Raw genomic sequence first — 14,861 nt, 5'->3', positions numbered from 1 at the left:
TCATGACATCGACCGTCCCACCGCCACCACCGCAGGACCGGATATCCCAGGCCCCGGGCCGCATCGGACTCGCCCCGGGCGCCGTCCCCACCGACAACCGGTTCGTCAACGACGACCTGCTGCCCGTCCCGTTGGAGCGGCGCGACTGGACGACGTACAACTTCGCCGCTCTCTGGGTCGGCATGGCCCACAACATCCCGTCCTGGCTGCTCGCCTCCGGTCTCGTCGCCCTCGGCATGGACTGGAAACAGGCCGTCTTCACCATCGCGCTCGCCAACCTGATCGTGCTCGGCCCGATGCTGCTCACCGGGCACGCCGGACCCAAGTACGGCATCCCGTTCCCGGTGCTGGCCCGTGCCTCGTTCGGGCTGCGCGGCGCCAATCTGCCGGCCCTGATCCGGGCCGCGGTGGCGTGCGCCTGGTTCGGCATCCAGACCTGGATCGGCGGCGTCGGCATCTTCACCCTGCTCGGGAAGATCTTCGGCGGCTGGGCGAAGGCGTCCGAGATCGGCGGGCAGCCGTGGACGCTCTGGCTCTGTTTCGCGGTGTTCTGGGCCGTCGAACTCGCCATCATCTACCGGGGGATGGACGCCCTGCGCCGGTTCGAGAACTGGGCGGCGCCCTTCGTCATCGTCGGCGCGGTGGTGCTGCTGGTCTGGGTCGCCGTCAAGGCGGGCGGCTTCGGCCCCCTGCTGGACCAGCCCTCGAAGCTCGGCTGGGGCAAGGACTTCTGGCCGGTCTTCTTCCCCTCCCTGATGGGCATGATCGCCTTCTGGGCGACGCTCTCGCTGAACATCCCCGACTTCACCCGCTTCGGCGCGGGCCAACGCGCCCAGATCCGGGGCCAGTCGTTCGGTCTGCCCACCACGATGACGCTCTTCGCGCTGCTCTCGGTGCTGGTGACTTCCGGCTCGCAGGCCGTGTACGGCGAGGCGATCTGGGACCCGGTCCAGCTGGTCGCCCGCACCGACAACGTCTTCGGACTGCTCTACGCCCTGGTGACCGTGCTCATCGCGACCATCTCCGTGAACATCGCGGCGAACGTGGTGTCACCCGCGTACGACCTGGCGAACCTCGCGCCGAAGTTCATCAACTTCCGTACCGGCGCGCTCGTCACGGGCATCGTCGGCGTGCTGATCATGCCGTGGAAGCTCACCGAGACGCCCGAGCTGTACATCTTCACCTGGCTCGGTCTCGTCGGCGGGCTGCTGGGTACGGTCGCCGGCATCCTGATCGCCGACTACTGGATCGTCCGGCGCACCGTGCTCGACCTCGCCGACCTCTACCGGCCGGGCGGCCGCTACTGGTACACCAACGGCTGGAACTGGCGGGCCGTCACCGCCTTCGCCGTCGGCGGCGTCCTGGCGATCGGCGGCTCGCACTCCGAGCCCGGGAAGGGACCGTTCCCGGCCGGTGGGCTGATCCCGTTCCTGAAACCCCTCGCCGACTACGGCTGGGCGGTGGGGCTGGCCTCGTCGCTGGTGCTGTACGTGGTGCTCACCGGCCGGCCGGACGTCACGCCGTCCCCGTCGAACGGCCCAGCAGGGCGTTGATGTCGAACGACTCGTCCGGCGGCGGCGTGGACGTGGGCACCGGCTTGTCGAACGCGGAGAAGTCCACGGTCGCGTCCGCCCCGTCGCCCTGAAGGGTGAGCCGCAGGGGGTACGGCTTGCCGGTGGCCGCCACGTACAGGACCAGCGTCATGTTCTCCCGCATCCTGGTCAGCGGTATGACGGAGGCCGTGCCGAGGGTGGTCGGCGCGGCCTTGTTGAGCGTGCCGGCGTCGTTGTCCGCGTTGTCGCTGACCAGCTTCTGGAAGGTGTCGAGATCGCAGGCCTTCGTCAGCGTGAGCAGCCGGGGATCGGTGGCCGAGGCCCTCATGTAGCGGCCGTTCAGGATCGCGGCGAAGGCCTGGCCGCCGTCGGGGACCTGGTTCTTCCAGAAGTCCGCGTCCGGTTTGACCCAGACGTCGTTGCCGCGCTTGACGAGCTGCACCGAGCCCTGGCTGTTGCCGAGGTCCACCGATCCGTCGCAGTTGCCGCTGCGGTCCAGGGTGAGGTCCAGGGACATCGGCGTACTGTCCCTGCCGAGGTCCCCGCGTGTGCTGAGGTGCAGGGAGTGCGCGTCGAGCAGGGCGTCGCGGGCGCGGTCGGCGATCTGCTGTGCGGTGAGATCGCCGATGTCGTCCGCCTGCGCCACGCCGCCGCCGACGAGGCCGCTGCCGGTGACGGAGAGCACGATCGCCGCGGTCCATGCGGCCGGGCGTGTACCGAGGTGTGGACCGGTCACGTCGCCTCCTCGAAGGGTCATGGCGGGGCTGTCCGGGTCTCCGATCTTTCGAGCGTACGCCGGGGCAGGGGCGCCCGCCCGGCGGGAGGACGGCCACCGGACGGGCGCACAGCGTGACGTTCCGTGGTGTTCTCGGTCAAGAGGGGCCGAGGGCCGGTTGCCACGGCACCCGGTTCGTCACGGCCGAGAGGGAAACATGAGGAACACCACGCGGAGTCTGTCCGTGACCGCGCTGCGAGGCGCCGCTGTCGCGGGCCTGACCGCGGCTTTCGCGGTCTGCGCCGGCCTGGCCACGGCCGCCTCGGCCGCCGCCCCGACGGCGACGCCGCCGGGCCTGTCCTGCGACACGGGCAAGCACGCCGTCGACGACCACACCGGCTACGCACTGTGCCGGAACAACGGTGGTGCGACGCAGACCTTCTGGGTGCACCTGGTCTGCGGCTGGTCCCCGGACGTCGACGGTGAGCACGTCACGCTCAACCCGGGCCAGTCCGGCCAGTCGACCGCGCACTGCGCGGGCCTCGGCACCGGAATCGGCGAGATCACGGTCCAGCCGTAGAGCCCGAAGGGCTCCCCGGGCTTGTGGAGCAGTGGGGCCGCGGGAGGTGCGCGAGCGCTCCCGCGCGTTCCCGCGAGCGGTACCCGACACTCCCCGCCGGACGGTTGAGCGGAGCACCCCAACTCGTTACCCTCCAGTAAGTTCGTTCGGGCGGACAGGTGCGTGCACCTGACGGTACGAGGGAGGCGGGCAGCACATGTCCTCAGCGGAATCCATCGGAACGGACGTGGCGGATCCGGCCGGACTGGCCGACAGCGCACGGGCCCTGGCGGACGGCCGCAGCACCGCCACCCAGCTGGTCTCCGCCGCCCTCGCCCGGATCGAGGCGAGTCAGGGCACCCTCAACGCCTTCCGGCACCTGCGGGCCGAGGCCGCACTCACGGAGGCGGCCGAGGCCGATCGCCGGCTGGCCGCGGGGGAGCGGCTGCCGCTGCTGGGGGTGCCCGTCGCGGTCAAGGACGACACCGATGTCACGGGGATGCCCACCTACTTCGGCTGCGCGGGGGAGCTGCCCGCCGCCACCGCGGACAGCGAGGCCGTACGCAGACTGCGTGCCGCCGGCGCCGTGATCGTCGGGAAGACTAACTCCTGCGAACTGGGCCAGTGGCCGTTCACCGAGGGCCCGGCCTTCGGTGCCACCCGCAATCCATGGAACACCGACCACACGCCCGGCGGGTCGTCCGGCGGTTCGGCGGCCGCCGTCGCCGCCGGGCTGGTGCCCGCCGCGCTCGGCTCCGACGGCGCCGGGTCCGTCCGCATCCCGGCGGCCTGGACGCACCTCGTCGGTATCAAACCGCAGCGCGGCCGGATCTCCGTCCACCCCCACAGCGACGCCTTCCAGGGCCTCACCGTCAACGGACCGCTGGCCAGGACCGTCGGCGACGCCGCCCTGCTCCTGGACGCCGTCGCGGGCGCGCACCCCGACGACCCGCACCGCCCGCCGCCGGTCGAGGCCCGCGCCGCCGCCCGCCGCGAGCCGGGCCGGCTGCGCATCGCCGTCGCCTGGCGGCCCCCGCTCACCCTCACGCGGACCGCGCCCCACCCGGAGGTACGACGCGCCGTCACCGCGCTCGCGGAGGCCCTGGCCGCACTGGGCCACCACGTCGAGGAGGCCCGGCCCCGCTACGGACTGATCGGCCTCGGCTTCGTGCCCCGCGCCACCGCGGGCATCGCCGAACTCGCCGCGCTGCACCCCCAGCCCGCGCTCCTGGACGCGCGCACCCGCAGCGCCCTGCGCACCGGCACCCGGCTCGGCGGCCGGGTGGTGCGGGTGGCCAGGGAACGCGAGGTGCGCCAGCACCGCCGGATCGGCGCGCTGTTCCACCCCTCCCGCGGCCGGGCCGGCTCGGGATTCGATGTGCTGCTCACCCCGACCACGGCCCTTCCGCCGCCCCGGATCGGCAGCTTCGACGGGCTGAGCGCCTGGCGCACCGACGTGGCGATCGCCGAGGCCTGCCCGTACGCCTGGCCCTGGAACGTACTGGGCTGGCCGGGGATCAACGTCCCCGCCGGGTTCACCTCCGACGGCCTCCCCGTGGGCGCCCAGCTGCTCGGCCCCTCCCGCAGCGAGGAACGGCTGATCTCGCTGGCCGCCCAGCTGGAGGCCGCCCTGCGCTGGTACGAACACCGCCCGCCGGCCGTGCCGTAACGTCCGAGGCTGTCGGGCCGGCCGCACCGTACCCCTCACTCCGGGCGGCGGGCGCCGACCACCCACACCCCCGCGCGCAGCAGCACCCCGCGCGGGGTCTCGTGCGGCAGCAGCGCGCGGGCCGTCGCCGCGCGCGTCGCGCCGGAGACGCTGCGGCCGGGGGCGCGCGAGACGAAGAAGTCCACCGCGTCCGCCGCGTCCTTCCCCCCCAGAAGGAGTCCGCGCGGACGCTGCTCACCTCGATGTCCCCGAAGCCGGCCACCCGGCCGCAGCGCGGCGGCGATGTTCGTGAACGCGGCGATGGCGTCGGCGAAGAACATCACCCCGCCCCGGCTGATCGCCACGTCGTAGCCGCCGGGCTCGAACGGGCAGGTCTGCGCGTCGGCCGGCCGGCCGCTCCGTCCGGTCAGGCAGCACCGATCCATGCGGCGGAAGCGGGGGTGACCCCGCGGTCGTCGCCTGACGCCCTCGACCTGCGGTGCTCGTCCTCACCACGCTCGCCATGTTTGGATACGTGCTCCATGCGCAGCCGGGCAGTTGGGCGGCGTTCCCCGTGCCGGCCGCGGTGCACGCCGCAGCCCGCAACGGACACCGACTCTGGGGCGTCGCGGCGGGCGCCCTCTTCCTCACCGGGTACTTCGCCGTCATGATGGCCGCCGCACCCGCCGCCGAGGACACCGTCGAACGCACCCTGCTGCTGCTCGGCCGGTTCCTCTGCGCCGGGGTCACCGGGCTCATCGACAAGAACTGGCAGGCCTATCTGCGCCAGACCGAGCAGCGGGCGCTGGACGCCGAACGGAGCAGGGACGAGACCGCGCTGCGCCGGGCGGGGAGGAGCGGCTGCGGGTCGCCCGCGAACTGCGCGACTCGCTCACCCACTCCATCTCGATCGTCAAGCTCCAGGCGGGAGTCGCCGTTCACCTCGCCCGCAAGCGCGGCACCGGTCCGCCGTCGTGGCCCGCGACGCGCTTCTGCGCCGCCCCGGCGATCTTCCCGGCATCGGTGGCGATGTCGTTGGGCGGCTGGTGCCAGGTCTTGATGCCCATGTCGCCGAGGGCTTCGAGCACCCGGTCGTCCAGGCAGGCGTAGCTGTCGGCGAAGGCGAGCCCGGAGACGAGGAGTCGGGGACGGAGAGGGAGTACGTGATGGTGTTGCCCGGCTCCACGAAGGTCGGACGGCCAAGACGCTACGAGCCTGCGTGATCATGGGTAGGTGCTTGATCGCGTCGGATGCACACGGTATCCGGCAGCGTGCTTACGGCACCCGGGCGGTCCACTCCTCGGTGGCGAACTTCGTCCGCACCAGCTCCTCTGCCTGGGCCATCTCTTCCGCTGTGACGTCGCCGGTAGTCAGTCCGTAGCGGTTACGGAAGGAGGCGATCATGTTCTCGATCACCTGTTCCCGGGCGAGGCCGGTCTGGCGGCGGAGCGGGTCGACGCGCTTCTTGGCGCTCTTGGTGCCCTTGTCGGAGAGCTTCTCCTTGCCGATCCGTAGTACCTCCAGCATCTTGTCCGCGTCGATGTCGTACGACATCGTCACGTGATGCAGGACGGCTCCAGGGCCACCATCAGAGCCGACGATCCGCTTCTGAGCGGCGCCGGCGATCTTTCCGGCATCGGTCGCGATGTCGTTGAGCGGCTGGTACCAGGCCTTGATGCCCATGTCGCCGAGGGCGCCCAGCACCCAGTCGTCGAGGTAGGCGTAGCTGTCGGCGAAGGAGAGGCCGGAGACCAGCGACTCCGGCACGGACAGGGAGTACGTGATGGTACTCATGGGCTCGACGAACATGGCCCCACCACCAGAAATGCGGCGTACCACGGTCATTCCGTGCTTGGCCGCCCCATCGAGGTCCACCTCATTGCGCAGTGACTGGAAGCTGCCGATGACCACAGCAGGCGAGGCCCATTCCCAGACCCGCAGCGTGGGAGCGCGCCGCCCGGCGGCCACCTCGGTGGTGAGGACCTCGTCCAGTGCCATGTGCAGGGCCGGGGCCTGCGCTTCCGTGTGCACCAACTGCCAGTCGTAGTCGCTCCACTCGGTTGCATGGGCCAGCGCTCGCCGAACAGCGATGCCGACGCCCTCCGCGGTCAGCCCGAGCATGACGGTCGACTCCGGCAGCCCCGCCGTGATCCGGGCCGCGAGGCCTGCGGCGTCTGTTGAGGACAGGGCACCCTCCAGGGCCCTGTCCATCGAGAGGATTGCCTCGTCGGGCTCCAGGAAGAAGTCCCCGGCGACGCGCACGTTGCGCAGCACGCCTTCGTCGACGTCCAGGTCCACGACGACAAGCTTGCCGCCGGGCACCTTGTATTCTCCATGCACGGCTTCGTTCCCTTCCGGTGCGCGGCATGGGATAGACGCGCACATACCTCGCATCGCACTCTAATGCCTGCTCGTGACGAGCGGGACTGTAAAACGTTCGGTGTAACTCCCGATCATGGAAGATGCATCGACGATCAGCGACAAAGTGACCGAGGTTGAGACCGTCGAGCCGTCCCGGGCCGTGCCGTCGAAGTCTGTGGACGACCACCTGCCTTTAGCCGACCGGTGAGGGCGGGCTGCTCCAGCAGTTGACCGGGCGGCTCCTGGAGTCCGCGCCGAGGGGGAGATCACCGGCCACCTCGGCTATGACAAGCACGATCCCGCCGGGAAGAACGGTGGCAACAGCCGTAACGGAACCCGTGGCAAGACGCTGCTCACCGATGTCGGCCCGGTCGAGACAGCCGTGCCCCGCGACCGCGAAGGTTTCTTCGAGCTTGAAGATCGTCAAGAAGCGGTAGAAGCGCCTTTCCGGCGTGGACGAGATGGTCATCTCGCTTGCTGCGAAGGGCCTGACGACCTGTGAGGTCCAGGCGCACCTGTCCGAGTTCTATGGCCGCCGAGGTGTCCTTGTCCGACGCGGTCGAGACCGTCTGGCCCCAGACGATTGTGCAGACTTGCGTGGTCCACCCGCGGAATTCCTACCGCTATGCCGCCCGCCAGGACCGGGACGAGATCGCGAAGGTCCTCAATCCCATTTACACCGCTCGTTTGACTGACCAAGATTCGGCATCCTTCCGTTTTGCTCCGGCCGGATTCTGGTGCTATTGAGGTTGAACTCGGGATGCCGTGCTGCTGATCAGGCGGGTCGGGTGGTCAGGCCGGTATCGGTGTCAGCCGTCTATGAGGTGACTGCGTTACTGAATGTGCCGCAGGCCGCGTCGGACGGTCTGGACGGTCTGGACGAGGTGTTCGGGGGTGCTGAAGGCGACGTTCGAGAGCGATCCGCGCCGTAGGAGTGACCAGATGCCTTCGACGGGGCTGAGGTCGGGTGCGTAGGGCGGCAGGTAGCAGATGGTCAGCCAGTCGCAGGTTTCGGCGAACTTTCGAATTCCCATCTTTACCGGTTTGCCCGGTCGGCCGGGTCAGTGGATTCACCGGTTGCCTCGTGCCATGGTGTGCGGGGCCAATCGGTTAGGGCGTGACTATGCGGTCGGTGACGGCGCTTTGGAATTCTCCGGGCGGGGGCTTCGTCGACACAGTGCTGCGTGGTGTCGGGCAGGTGTTGTTGCAGAACAATCCGCTGTCCGGGGCGATCTTCCTGGTCGGAATCTTCTTGGGCAGCTGGACGGTCGGGCTGTACGCGCTGCTGGGAACGGTGGTGGCCACCGGCACGGCACTGCTGGTGGGAGTGCCGGGGGGATCGGTGAAACAAGGGCTGTACGGGTTCAACGGCACCCTGACCGCGATCGGTCTGGCCACCTACGTCACCCAAGGGCCCATCCTGGTGGGCTATGTGGTGTTCGCCTGCGTGGCCGTCACGATTGTCGCTGCGGCCATCTACAACCTGGTCAATTCCGAGCACGTCCCGACGTTGACCGCCGCCTTCGTGGCGACCACCTGGGTGTTCCTCGCGGGACTGCGCCAGTTCAGCGGCTTGAGCGGCGCCGCAGCGCTGCCCGCCCCGCGCCTGCCCAGTGAGTCGCTTTCCGGTGGGCAGGCACTGACGCCGAGCGATCTGCTGTTCGGGTTCTTCCGGGGATTCTCCGAGGTGATGCTGCAGACCAGCGTCTGGACCGGGGTGGCGCTGCTGGTCGGGATCCTGGTCAATTCGCGGGTCTCCGCCACCGCGGCCGCAGCCGGCAGCCTGATCGGGTTCGGCGTGGCCTGGGGGTTCGGCGCGTCGGAGACGACGCTGCGCGGCGGCCTGGCCGGCTACAACGCGGTGCTGACGGCGATCGCCCTCGCGGGCTTGTACTACCTGCTCAGTTACCGCTCGGCGTTGTTCGCCGCGGTGGCCGCCGCGCTGAGCGTGGTCGTCGACAGCATGTTCGGCACCGTGCTGGCCCCGGTGGGGCTGCCCGTGCTCACGGCACCCTTCGTCGTCACCACCTGGCTGTGCCTGTTCGCCGCCAGCTCGTTCACGCGGCTGCACGCGGTGCATCCGGAAGACGCCACGACCCCTGAGATCAACCTGCGGTCGATCTCGCGCCGCTGGGAAAGCCTGACCCCTCGCAACGCCGGAACACGATGACCGCACGAGAGGGAAGCACGTGCGTGCTCTGTCCGAGCCGGCTGCACCGTGCGCGCGCTGTCAGCCAACGCCCGGCATGTCGCCTGGCCTCAGCCTGCCGAGACTGACCCGAAGGAAGTCGCGCAATGGCCGTGTTCTGGATCGCGCTGGGCATCGTAGCGCTCGGGGTGGGGCTGGTCGACCTGTTCCTGACGTCGTTGAACTACGACGAGGCCGGGTTTCTGGCGACCCCGCTGTGCGCCTTGCAGTGGCGGGTAATGCGCCGGGCCACCCGCCGGATGCCGCGCCGGTGGCGGCCCGCCGCGCTGCGGCAGGCCATCGGGCTGCAGATCGCGATGAGCCTGCTGACCTGGCTGGTGTGCGTCGTGCTCGGGTTCGGGTTCATCTACTACGGCCTGACTCCGGGCAACGGCTTCAGTTACGACGGGCAGGGGCTGGGAGCGGGCATGTTCAGCGCCCTCTACCTCTCCGCCGCACAGCTGGCCACCGTGGGTACCTCCCAAATCACGCCGGAGACCGACGCGCTGCGCATGCTGACCATCCTGGAGACGCTGAGCGGGCTGATCCTGGTCACCCTGGCACTGACCTTCCTGCTGGGCGTCTACCAGGTGGTGCGTGACCTGTCGGCCTTGTCGTCGAAGCTGTTCAACGTGGCCGGCGCAGAAGACGGGGCCGAGAACCTCGCCCCGTACTTTCCGCAAGGTCAGGTCACCGGACTCGACACCTACCTGCAGAGCCTCCACGAGAGCTTCGCCTCCTACACCGATGGGCTGCGCCTGCATCACGTCGTCTACTACTTCCAGAGCGGACGCGACCACTTCTCGCTGCCCTACGCGCTGGACAGACTCGGCGGGATCATCGCCGCACTGCGCTGGGGACTGCCCGCCGACCATCCGGCCGCGCAGCAACCGATTCTCACCCCGCTGACCCTGCACTTCACCCGATTCGCGGACTACCTGCACCAGCAGCTGCGCTGGCAGAGCACAGATGTGCCCGAGGTCGTGGCATTCGACGTATTCGCGGCCGCCTACCCCCACGGCAAGCCGACGGACCGCTGGGTGAGCCGCTTCCTGCGGGTCGACCGTGCCATGGCCGAACTTGCCGCCCTGGACGGTGCCGAGGACGCGCACCGCGCCTACCAGCGCTACCAGCAGTGGCTGCCGTTCGCGTTCCGAGCACAGCAGACGGCCGCAGCGGTTGGCTACGACCTGGACTACCAGCCCTTTCTGCCGGCCCGGCGCGACGAACCACCGCTGCCGACCGGCCGCACCGACGCGGCCCAGCCGATCCGGCACCGGCTGCGCACAGCCACGTATCTGCGGTTGGCGGTGCCCGATCCCGGACTGAGCCGGCTGGCCGGCGGCGTCCGTACCCTGCTCGCCGTGGTCACCGCCATCGCCTCCCTGTACGGCCTGTTTGCCGGCATCGGACTCGGCGCCAACGCGCTCCCGGTCGCGATGTTCGGCGGGATGGTCGCGATGCAAGCCGCGACCATGGCGCGGGACGCCACCGTCGACGGCCGCCGCTTGACCACCGGCCTGATGATCCTGCCTGCGGTGGCAGGCGTCGCGATCGGCGCGGCCACGGATCCCGTGCCCGCCGCTGCGGCTGTTGCGCTGGTCGGCGTCGTGTTCTGCGGGGTGTGGGTCCGCCGGTTCGGTAACCGATACTCCGCGCTCGGGCAGCTGGGGTTCATGGCGTGCTACTTCGCGCTGCTGCTGGGACTGTCCCTGTCGCTGATGCCGTGGCTGGCCGTGTCGGCCACGGTCGGCACGATCTGGGCCTACCTCGCCCGATTCGTACTGATCCCCGAACGTCCCGCACGGGTGCTGGACCACGGGCTGGTCGCCTTCTCGATCCGGCTGCTCGATGTGTTCGACCCGCTCATCGACGCGGTGTCGGCCGCCCGTTGGGACCCCGACATCACCCGCCAAGTGCGCACCAGCCTTCGCCGGCTGCACCAGTGCGGGAGATTCCTGGAGGGCCAGCTGCGCGTCGCCGAGACCGTCGACGCCGCGCAGCAGCCCGGCGCCCTGCGGCTGCGGCTGTTCGACATCGAACTCGCCGCCGGACACCTCGCCCAGCAAACCAGCCGCATCGCCCGGACCGGCACCGTGGTGCCCATCGTGATCCGGGCCCGGATGGCCGGCCTACTCACCGAAGCACAACACCACCTGCACAAGACCGCACACCACCAACGTGTGACCCCGCCCGCGTCCGGAGCCCGTACCCCCGACGCCGCTGCCACACCAGCACCCGCCCGACCGGGCCTGCCGACGGACAGCGACCGCCGCCTGCACGACGCCGTCGAGGAACTGCTCGCGGCCGTCACCCGAGCCAGGGACCTGCAGACCACCGTGCTGGCCGACCGCACCGCGACCCGTGAGGAGGTCACCACCGACTCCGCCCCCACCGATCCCGAGCCGCCGCCCTCCACCGCGGTCCGTCACCCCCGGTTGAGTTTCACCACGCGACAGGCCATCCAGGCTGCTGTGGCCACCGGCCTGGCCCTGCTGGCCGGCACGGCCGTCTCCCCCGCCCGCCAATACTGGGCAGCCATCGCCGCGTTCGTCGTCTTCGGCGGCACCGATACCTCCGGGCACGCCATCGTCAAGGGCCTGCAACGCATCGCCGGAACCCTGCTCGGCGCGATCGTCGGGTTCTCCGTCGCCCTGCTCACCGGCGCGGCCCCGGCCGTGGTACTGCCTCTGATCGCAGTGTGCGTGTTCGCCGCCATATACACCTCGCCCATCTCCTACACCCAGATGGTCTTCTGGATGACCATGCTCATCGCGCTGCTGTACGAATTCCTCGGCACACTCAACACCCAGGCAATCGAACTGCGAGTCATCGAAACCATCCTGGGAGCCGCCATCGGGCTGGCAGCGGCGACATTCCTGCTACCCACCCGAACCCGGGAAAAACTCACCAGCGACCTGCTTGCCCTGCTGCACAACATCGGCGACATCAGCCAGACCGCGCTCACCGAAAAACCCGACCAGCACGCCCTCCGCCGCCAAACAGACGACATGGACCGGAACCTGCGCCGCCTCTACCGGACCGCCGCACCACTCCGCCGCGCCGCTGGCGCTCTGCACCGCGACGGCATCGAACGCCAACTCACCGTCGCGTCCGCACTCGCGTACTACACCCGACACCTCGCCAAGCCCCGCACCTCGCCACCTACCGCGGCGCCCCTGGACAAACTGGCCGAGCTCACCGACGCCAACCTGCACGCCCTCACCCAAGCCATCACCGGCCAGCCACCCGTCGACACCCATGATCCGACAGCCATCCTTCCGACCGACGACCCCACCACCGCAGACCCCGCCGTGCGTAGCACGGTACGCATCAACGAGATCATCATCGCCCTCACCGCCGACATCAACCCAGGCGATCCAGAGGCAGACCCCGACCGGGAGTGAGGCACCCCAGCGGCGACGGCCTACGCCGGCTCACACTCACCGGGCGGGCGCGGCCGGAGCCGGCCGGGTTCGGCATGTTGACCGCTGCGGAACGCTCCGCGGGCACCGCTCCGAGGACGAGCGTCGGCGGCGTGACAGCGCGCCTGGGCAACGTCGACCCCGACGGGATACACACGGCTGGACCGGCACCGCTCGTAGCGGGAGGAGAACAGCCGAGAACGAACAGATTCGCTGCTTCGGGTCTCCCGAAGCCTGGACACCGTTGACTATGCAGCAGCGGCCGGCGTAACTGATCGCTGTTCATCGGCAGTACCGGTTGCGTGACCGCCTTGACCTCGATGAGGGGAAGGGCGGGGTTGGCGGGGCCGCCGCAGCCGGGGAACTCGGGCATGGCGTGGCGGGTGCCGCTGTTCTGGTCCTCCTTGACCCGCACGTTCGGAAGGGCCGGGTGCGAAGAAGGTGGAGATCTCGTCCTTGCCCCGCACGCACAGCCGGTCAAGGGTCACGTCGGTGTGGCGCCGGTCTCCGGGTCCGAGCCGAGTGCCAGGGCCTCGCAGAAGTACGGGCCCGCGTCCTCGTCGGTGTTGGTGGGCGCAGGCAGCAGCGTCCGGAGGTCGAAGCCGTCGTCGCCGGCCTTGTGCACGACCTCCTGGCAGGGAGCCGCCTCGGCGGTGACGAAGACCGGCCCGATCGGGTTGGGCACGGCTTCGGCCATGCGCTGGGTGAGCTGGTGCGACTCCGACTCCGGCATGATGCCGACGCGTGCGCGGCTGGCCAGCAGGCCGACCACGATGCCGACGCCCGGGTAGCCCATCCCGTTCTCGAACATCATGGCCGGGCTGAGCCCAAGTCCCTTACAGAGGCTGCCCGTTCGAACATATCAGACATGATGGGGGCACCTCAGGATTGGGAAATGATCTTGATCGCGCTGGACCAGTTCAGGCCGAGCCGGTCCTGCAGTGTCATGTGCAGGAATTGGAACGCCTCCAGTTCCAGGGCGCGGCGCAGCGGTCCGGCGTCGATGGGGTGCAGGCCGCCGCTCTTGACGAGTTCGGTGACGGTCGCCTTCGCAGCGTCGTCGTCCGCCGCGAGGAACACATCCAGGGGCTGCCCGCCCACCTCACCCGCCACCAGCGTGCCGGCAAAGGTCGTGTTGAACGCCTTGACGAAGCGGGCCCGTGGCGCCTCGGCCGCGACCAGGGTGACGGCGGCCACGCCGGGCGGGGTGACGAGTGAGTCGAAGGTGGAGAAGTCGACGGGGTTGCAGATGTCCACGACGACCTTCTCCGCGAGGGCCTGCGCGTGCTCGCGGGCCACGGCCTTCGCCCCCTCGAACGGCAGGGCGAGCACGACGACGTCCGCGCCGTCCAGCGCGTCGAAGTCCGCGCCGCTCGCGCCCGCGCCGAGATCGGCGGCGAGGGCGTCCGCCTTGGCCCGGGTGCTGTCCACGAGGCGGACCCGGTGGCCGCCCGCGAGGGCGCGGGTGGCGATGCCGCGGGCCATGTTGCCCGCACCGACGATCGTGATCTCCATGGTTGGCTCTTCTTCCGTTGAGTTGAGGGCGTGGGTGCCGGGGCCGGGTCATCGGTGGAATGCGGCCCCGCCTGGGTCGTGCGGTGCCGGGAGCGGTACCGTCCGAGCCGGTGAAGCCGCCCGACCGGTCAGTCCTCCGGTTGCGGAAAGGGCATTCAGGTCGGCGCGCGCGGCGGCCGGCCCCTTCCAGCGCCGTGCGTGCGGCGCCGGCAGCGCGAACTGGTCCAGGATCCGGGTGCCGGTGTGCTCGACGAGGTCGCCGGTCGAGGGGGGGATGGTGTAAAAGGCGGGCATCGGCGATAGCGTCACCGCGCCCATCCGCGACAGGGCGAGCAGGTTCTCCAGGTGGATTTCGCTCAGTGGGGTCTCGCGCGGCACCAGCACGAGGCGTCGGCGCTCCTTGAGCGCGATGCCGGCGGCCCGACCGATCAGCCCGTCCGCGTATCCGGTCCTGATGCCGTACGTCGGGATCATCGGGTACACGACCGCCCCGGCTTCCGTCACCTGCGTCATGTTCCGTAGGTGGATCAAGTTGAACGGGGTCTCACGCACGCACCGCACGAGCGGCCGCCGCTTCTTGAGGCACACATCCGAGGCCCGCTCCACGTGCGACGACGACTGCCCCTGCGCGATCCGGCTCACAGCACCCAGCGCGTACGGCATGCGGGTACCGCCGGCACCGCGGTCACGGCCAAAGTGATGCTGCGCTGCTCCGGTTCTGCCATGGTGAGTCAGCCTCCGAAGGTTGGTGCCAGGACGTTTACCCCGCGGACGTTGAGTGCCTCTGCCATCCTGCGGGAGGCTGCGGATGTCCGCATCCGGAAGGGTGACTCGCGGCACCGTGGCTGAGAGCGTGCCCGGCCGGAGCATGAGCGGCTGAACTGCGGCCCACGCACC

Annotated in this window: 10 protein-coding genes and 5 pseudogenes; 7 read left to right on the top strand and 8 right to left on the bottom strand. The window is 70.0% G+C overall.

The window, feature by feature from the left end; translation table 11 throughout:
- The first annotated feature begins 2 nt into the window (after positions 1 to 2).
- Complete coding sequence (locus AB0I52_RS12735; RefSeq protein WP_363071713.1) at positions 3 to 1,553, top strand: NCS1 family nucleobase:cation symporter-1; 1,551 nt, start codon at positions 3 to 5, stop codon at positions 1,551 to 1,553.
- On the opposite strand, the gene AB0I52_RS12730 is transcribed toward AB0I52_RS12735, so the two are convergent.
- Positions 1,516 to 2,289, bottom strand: a complete 774-nt coding sequence (locus tag AB0I52_RS12730) for a hypothetical protein (protein ID WP_363071711.1) — start codon at positions 2,287 to 2,289, stop codon at positions 1,516 to 1,518. The genes AB0I52_RS12735 and AB0I52_RS12730 overlap by 38 nt on opposite strands.
- Before the next feature lie 196 nt (positions 2,290 to 2,485).
- On the opposite strand from AB0I52_RS12730, the gene AB0I52_RS12725 reads away from it, so the two are divergent.
- Together AB0I52_RS12725 and AB0I52_RS12720 are read left to right on the top strand one after the other, a co-directional pair.
- Entirely contained in the window at positions 2,486 to 2,848 is a 363-nt protein-coding gene (locus AB0I52_RS12725; RefSeq protein WP_363071709.1) for a hypothetical protein, read from the top strand.
- Between the two features lie 196 nt (positions 2,849 to 3,044).
- Complete coding sequence (locus tag AB0I52_RS12720; RefSeq protein WP_363071707.1) at positions 3,045 to 4,496, top strand: amidase; 1,452 nt, start codon at positions 3,045 to 3,047, stop codon at positions 4,494 to 4,496.
- 35 nt (positions 4,497 to 4,531) lie between these two features.
- On the opposite strand, the pseudogene AB0I52_RS12715 reads toward AB0I52_RS12720, so the two are convergent.
- Positions 4,532 to 4,879 (bottom strand): annotated as a pseudogene (locus AB0I52_RS12715) (class I SAM-dependent methyltransferase); the annotation flags it as partial.
- 95 nt (positions 4,880 to 4,974) lie between these two features.
- Here AB0I52_RS12715 and AB0I52_RS12710 point away from each other — a divergent pair.
- Positions 4,975 to 5,435 (top strand): annotated as a pseudogene (locus AB0I52_RS12710) (histidine kinase); the annotation flags it as partial.
- Positions 5,436 to 5,437: 2 nt separating this feature from the next.
- Here AB0I52_RS12710 and AB0I52_RS12705 read toward each other — a convergent pair.
- A pseudogene (locus AB0I52_RS12705) lies at positions 5,438 to 5,664 on the bottom strand (lipoate--protein ligase family protein); the annotation flags it as partial.
- Between the two features lie 86 nt (positions 5,665 to 5,750).
- Positions 5,751 to 6,815, bottom strand: coding sequence for a biotin/lipoate A/B protein ligase family protein (locus tag AB0I52_RS12700; RefSeq protein ID WP_363071705.1), 1,065 nt, complete (start codon positions 6,813 to 6,815; stop codon positions 5,751 to 5,753).
- 115 nt (positions 6,816 to 6,930) lie between these two features.
- On the opposite strand from AB0I52_RS12700, the pseudogene AB0I52_RS12695 reads away from it, so the two are divergent.
- Positions 6,931 to 7,556 (top strand): annotated as a pseudogene (locus tag AB0I52_RS12695) (transposase); the annotation flags it as partial.
- Between the two features lie 113 nt (positions 7,557 to 7,669).
- On the opposite strand, the pseudogene AB0I52_RS12690 reads toward AB0I52_RS12695, so the two are convergent.
- Positions 7,670 to 7,864: pseudogene (locus tag AB0I52_RS12690) on the bottom strand (transposase); the annotation flags it as partial.
- 104 nt (positions 7,865 to 7,968) lie between these two features.
- Here AB0I52_RS12690 and AB0I52_RS12685 point away from each other — a divergent pair.
- Both AB0I52_RS12685 and AB0I52_RS12680 read left to right on the top strand, forming a co-directional pair.
- On the top strand, positions 7,969 to 9,006 hold the full coding sequence (locus AB0I52_RS12685; protein ID WP_363071703.1) for an urea transporter: 1,038 nt from the start codon (positions 7,969 to 7,971) through the stop codon (positions 9,004 to 9,006).
- Between the two features lie 125 nt (positions 9,007 to 9,131).
- On the top strand, positions 9,132 to 12,431 hold the full coding sequence (locus AB0I52_RS12680; protein WP_363071701.1) for an FUSC family protein: 3,300 nt from the start codon (positions 9,132 to 9,134) through the stop codon (positions 12,429 to 12,431).
- Positions 12,432 to 12,933: 502 nt separating this feature from the next.
- Here AB0I52_RS12680 and AB0I52_RS12675 read toward each other — a convergent pair.
- The 3 genes from AB0I52_RS12675 to AB0I52_RS12665 all read right to left on the bottom strand — a co-directional run bounded on the left by AB0I52_RS12675 (position 12,934) and on the right by AB0I52_RS12665 (position 14,627).
- Positions 12,934 to 13,263: a UbiD family decarboxylase domain-containing protein gene (locus AB0I52_RS12675; RefSeq protein ID WP_363071699.1), complete on the bottom strand. Its 330-nt coding sequence runs from the start codon at positions 13,261 to 13,263 to the stop codon at positions 12,934 to 12,936.
- Between the two features lie 68 nt (positions 13,264 to 13,331).
- Positions 13,332 to 13,964 (bottom strand): prephenate dehydrogenase/arogenate dehydrogenase family protein, encoded by a 633-nt coding sequence (locus AB0I52_RS12670; protein ID WP_363071697.1) that lies wholly within the window; start codon positions 13,962 to 13,964, stop codon positions 13,332 to 13,334.
- Between the two features lie 48 nt (positions 13,965 to 14,012).
- Positions 14,013 to 14,627: a UbiX family flavin prenyltransferase gene (locus AB0I52_RS12665; RefSeq protein ID WP_363071695.1), complete on the bottom strand. Its 615-nt coding sequence runs from the start codon at positions 14,625 to 14,627 to the stop codon at positions 14,013 to 14,015.
- Positions 14,628 to 14,861: the final 234 nt, after the last annotated feature.

Source organism: Streptomyces sp. NPDC050423, from assembly GCF_040655445.1.
Classification (GTDB): Bacteria; Actinomycetota; Actinomycetes; order Streptomycetales; family Streptomycetaceae; genus Streptomyces.
This window is presented reverse-complemented; position numbering and strand designations above follow the sequence as displayed.

What these genes read in the sequence shown, in the direction of transcription:
- AB0I52_RS12735 (WP_363071713.1), top strand. Translation starts at nt 3, where the DNA reads ATGACATCGACCGTCCCACCGCCACCACCGCAGGACCGGATATCCCAG.
- AB0I52_RS12725 (WP_363071709.1), top strand. Translation starts at nt 2,486, where the DNA reads ATGAGGAACACCACGCGGAGTCTGTCCGTGACCGCGCTGCGAGGCGCC.
- AB0I52_RS12720 (WP_363071707.1), top strand. Translation starts at nt 3,045, where the DNA reads ATGTCCTCAGCGGAATCCATCGGAACGGACGTGGCGGATCCGGCCGGA.
- AB0I52_RS12680 (WP_363071701.1), top strand. Translation starts at nt 9,132, where the DNA reads ATGGCCGTGTTCTGGATCGCGCTGGGCATCGTAGCGCTCGGGGTGGGG.
- AB0I52_RS12675 (WP_363071699.1), bottom strand. Translation starts at nt 13,263, where the DNA reads ATGATGTTCGAGAACGGGATGGGCTACCCGGGCGTCGGCATCGTGGTC.
- AB0I52_RS12670 (WP_363071697.1), bottom strand. Translation starts at nt 13,964, where the DNA reads ATGGAGATCACGATCGTCGGTGCGGGCAACATGGCCCGCGGCATCGCC.
- AB0I52_RS12665 (WP_363071695.1), bottom strand. Translation starts at nt 14,627, where the DNA reads ATGCCGTACGCGCTGGGTGCTGTGAGCCGGATCGCGCAGGGGCAGTCG.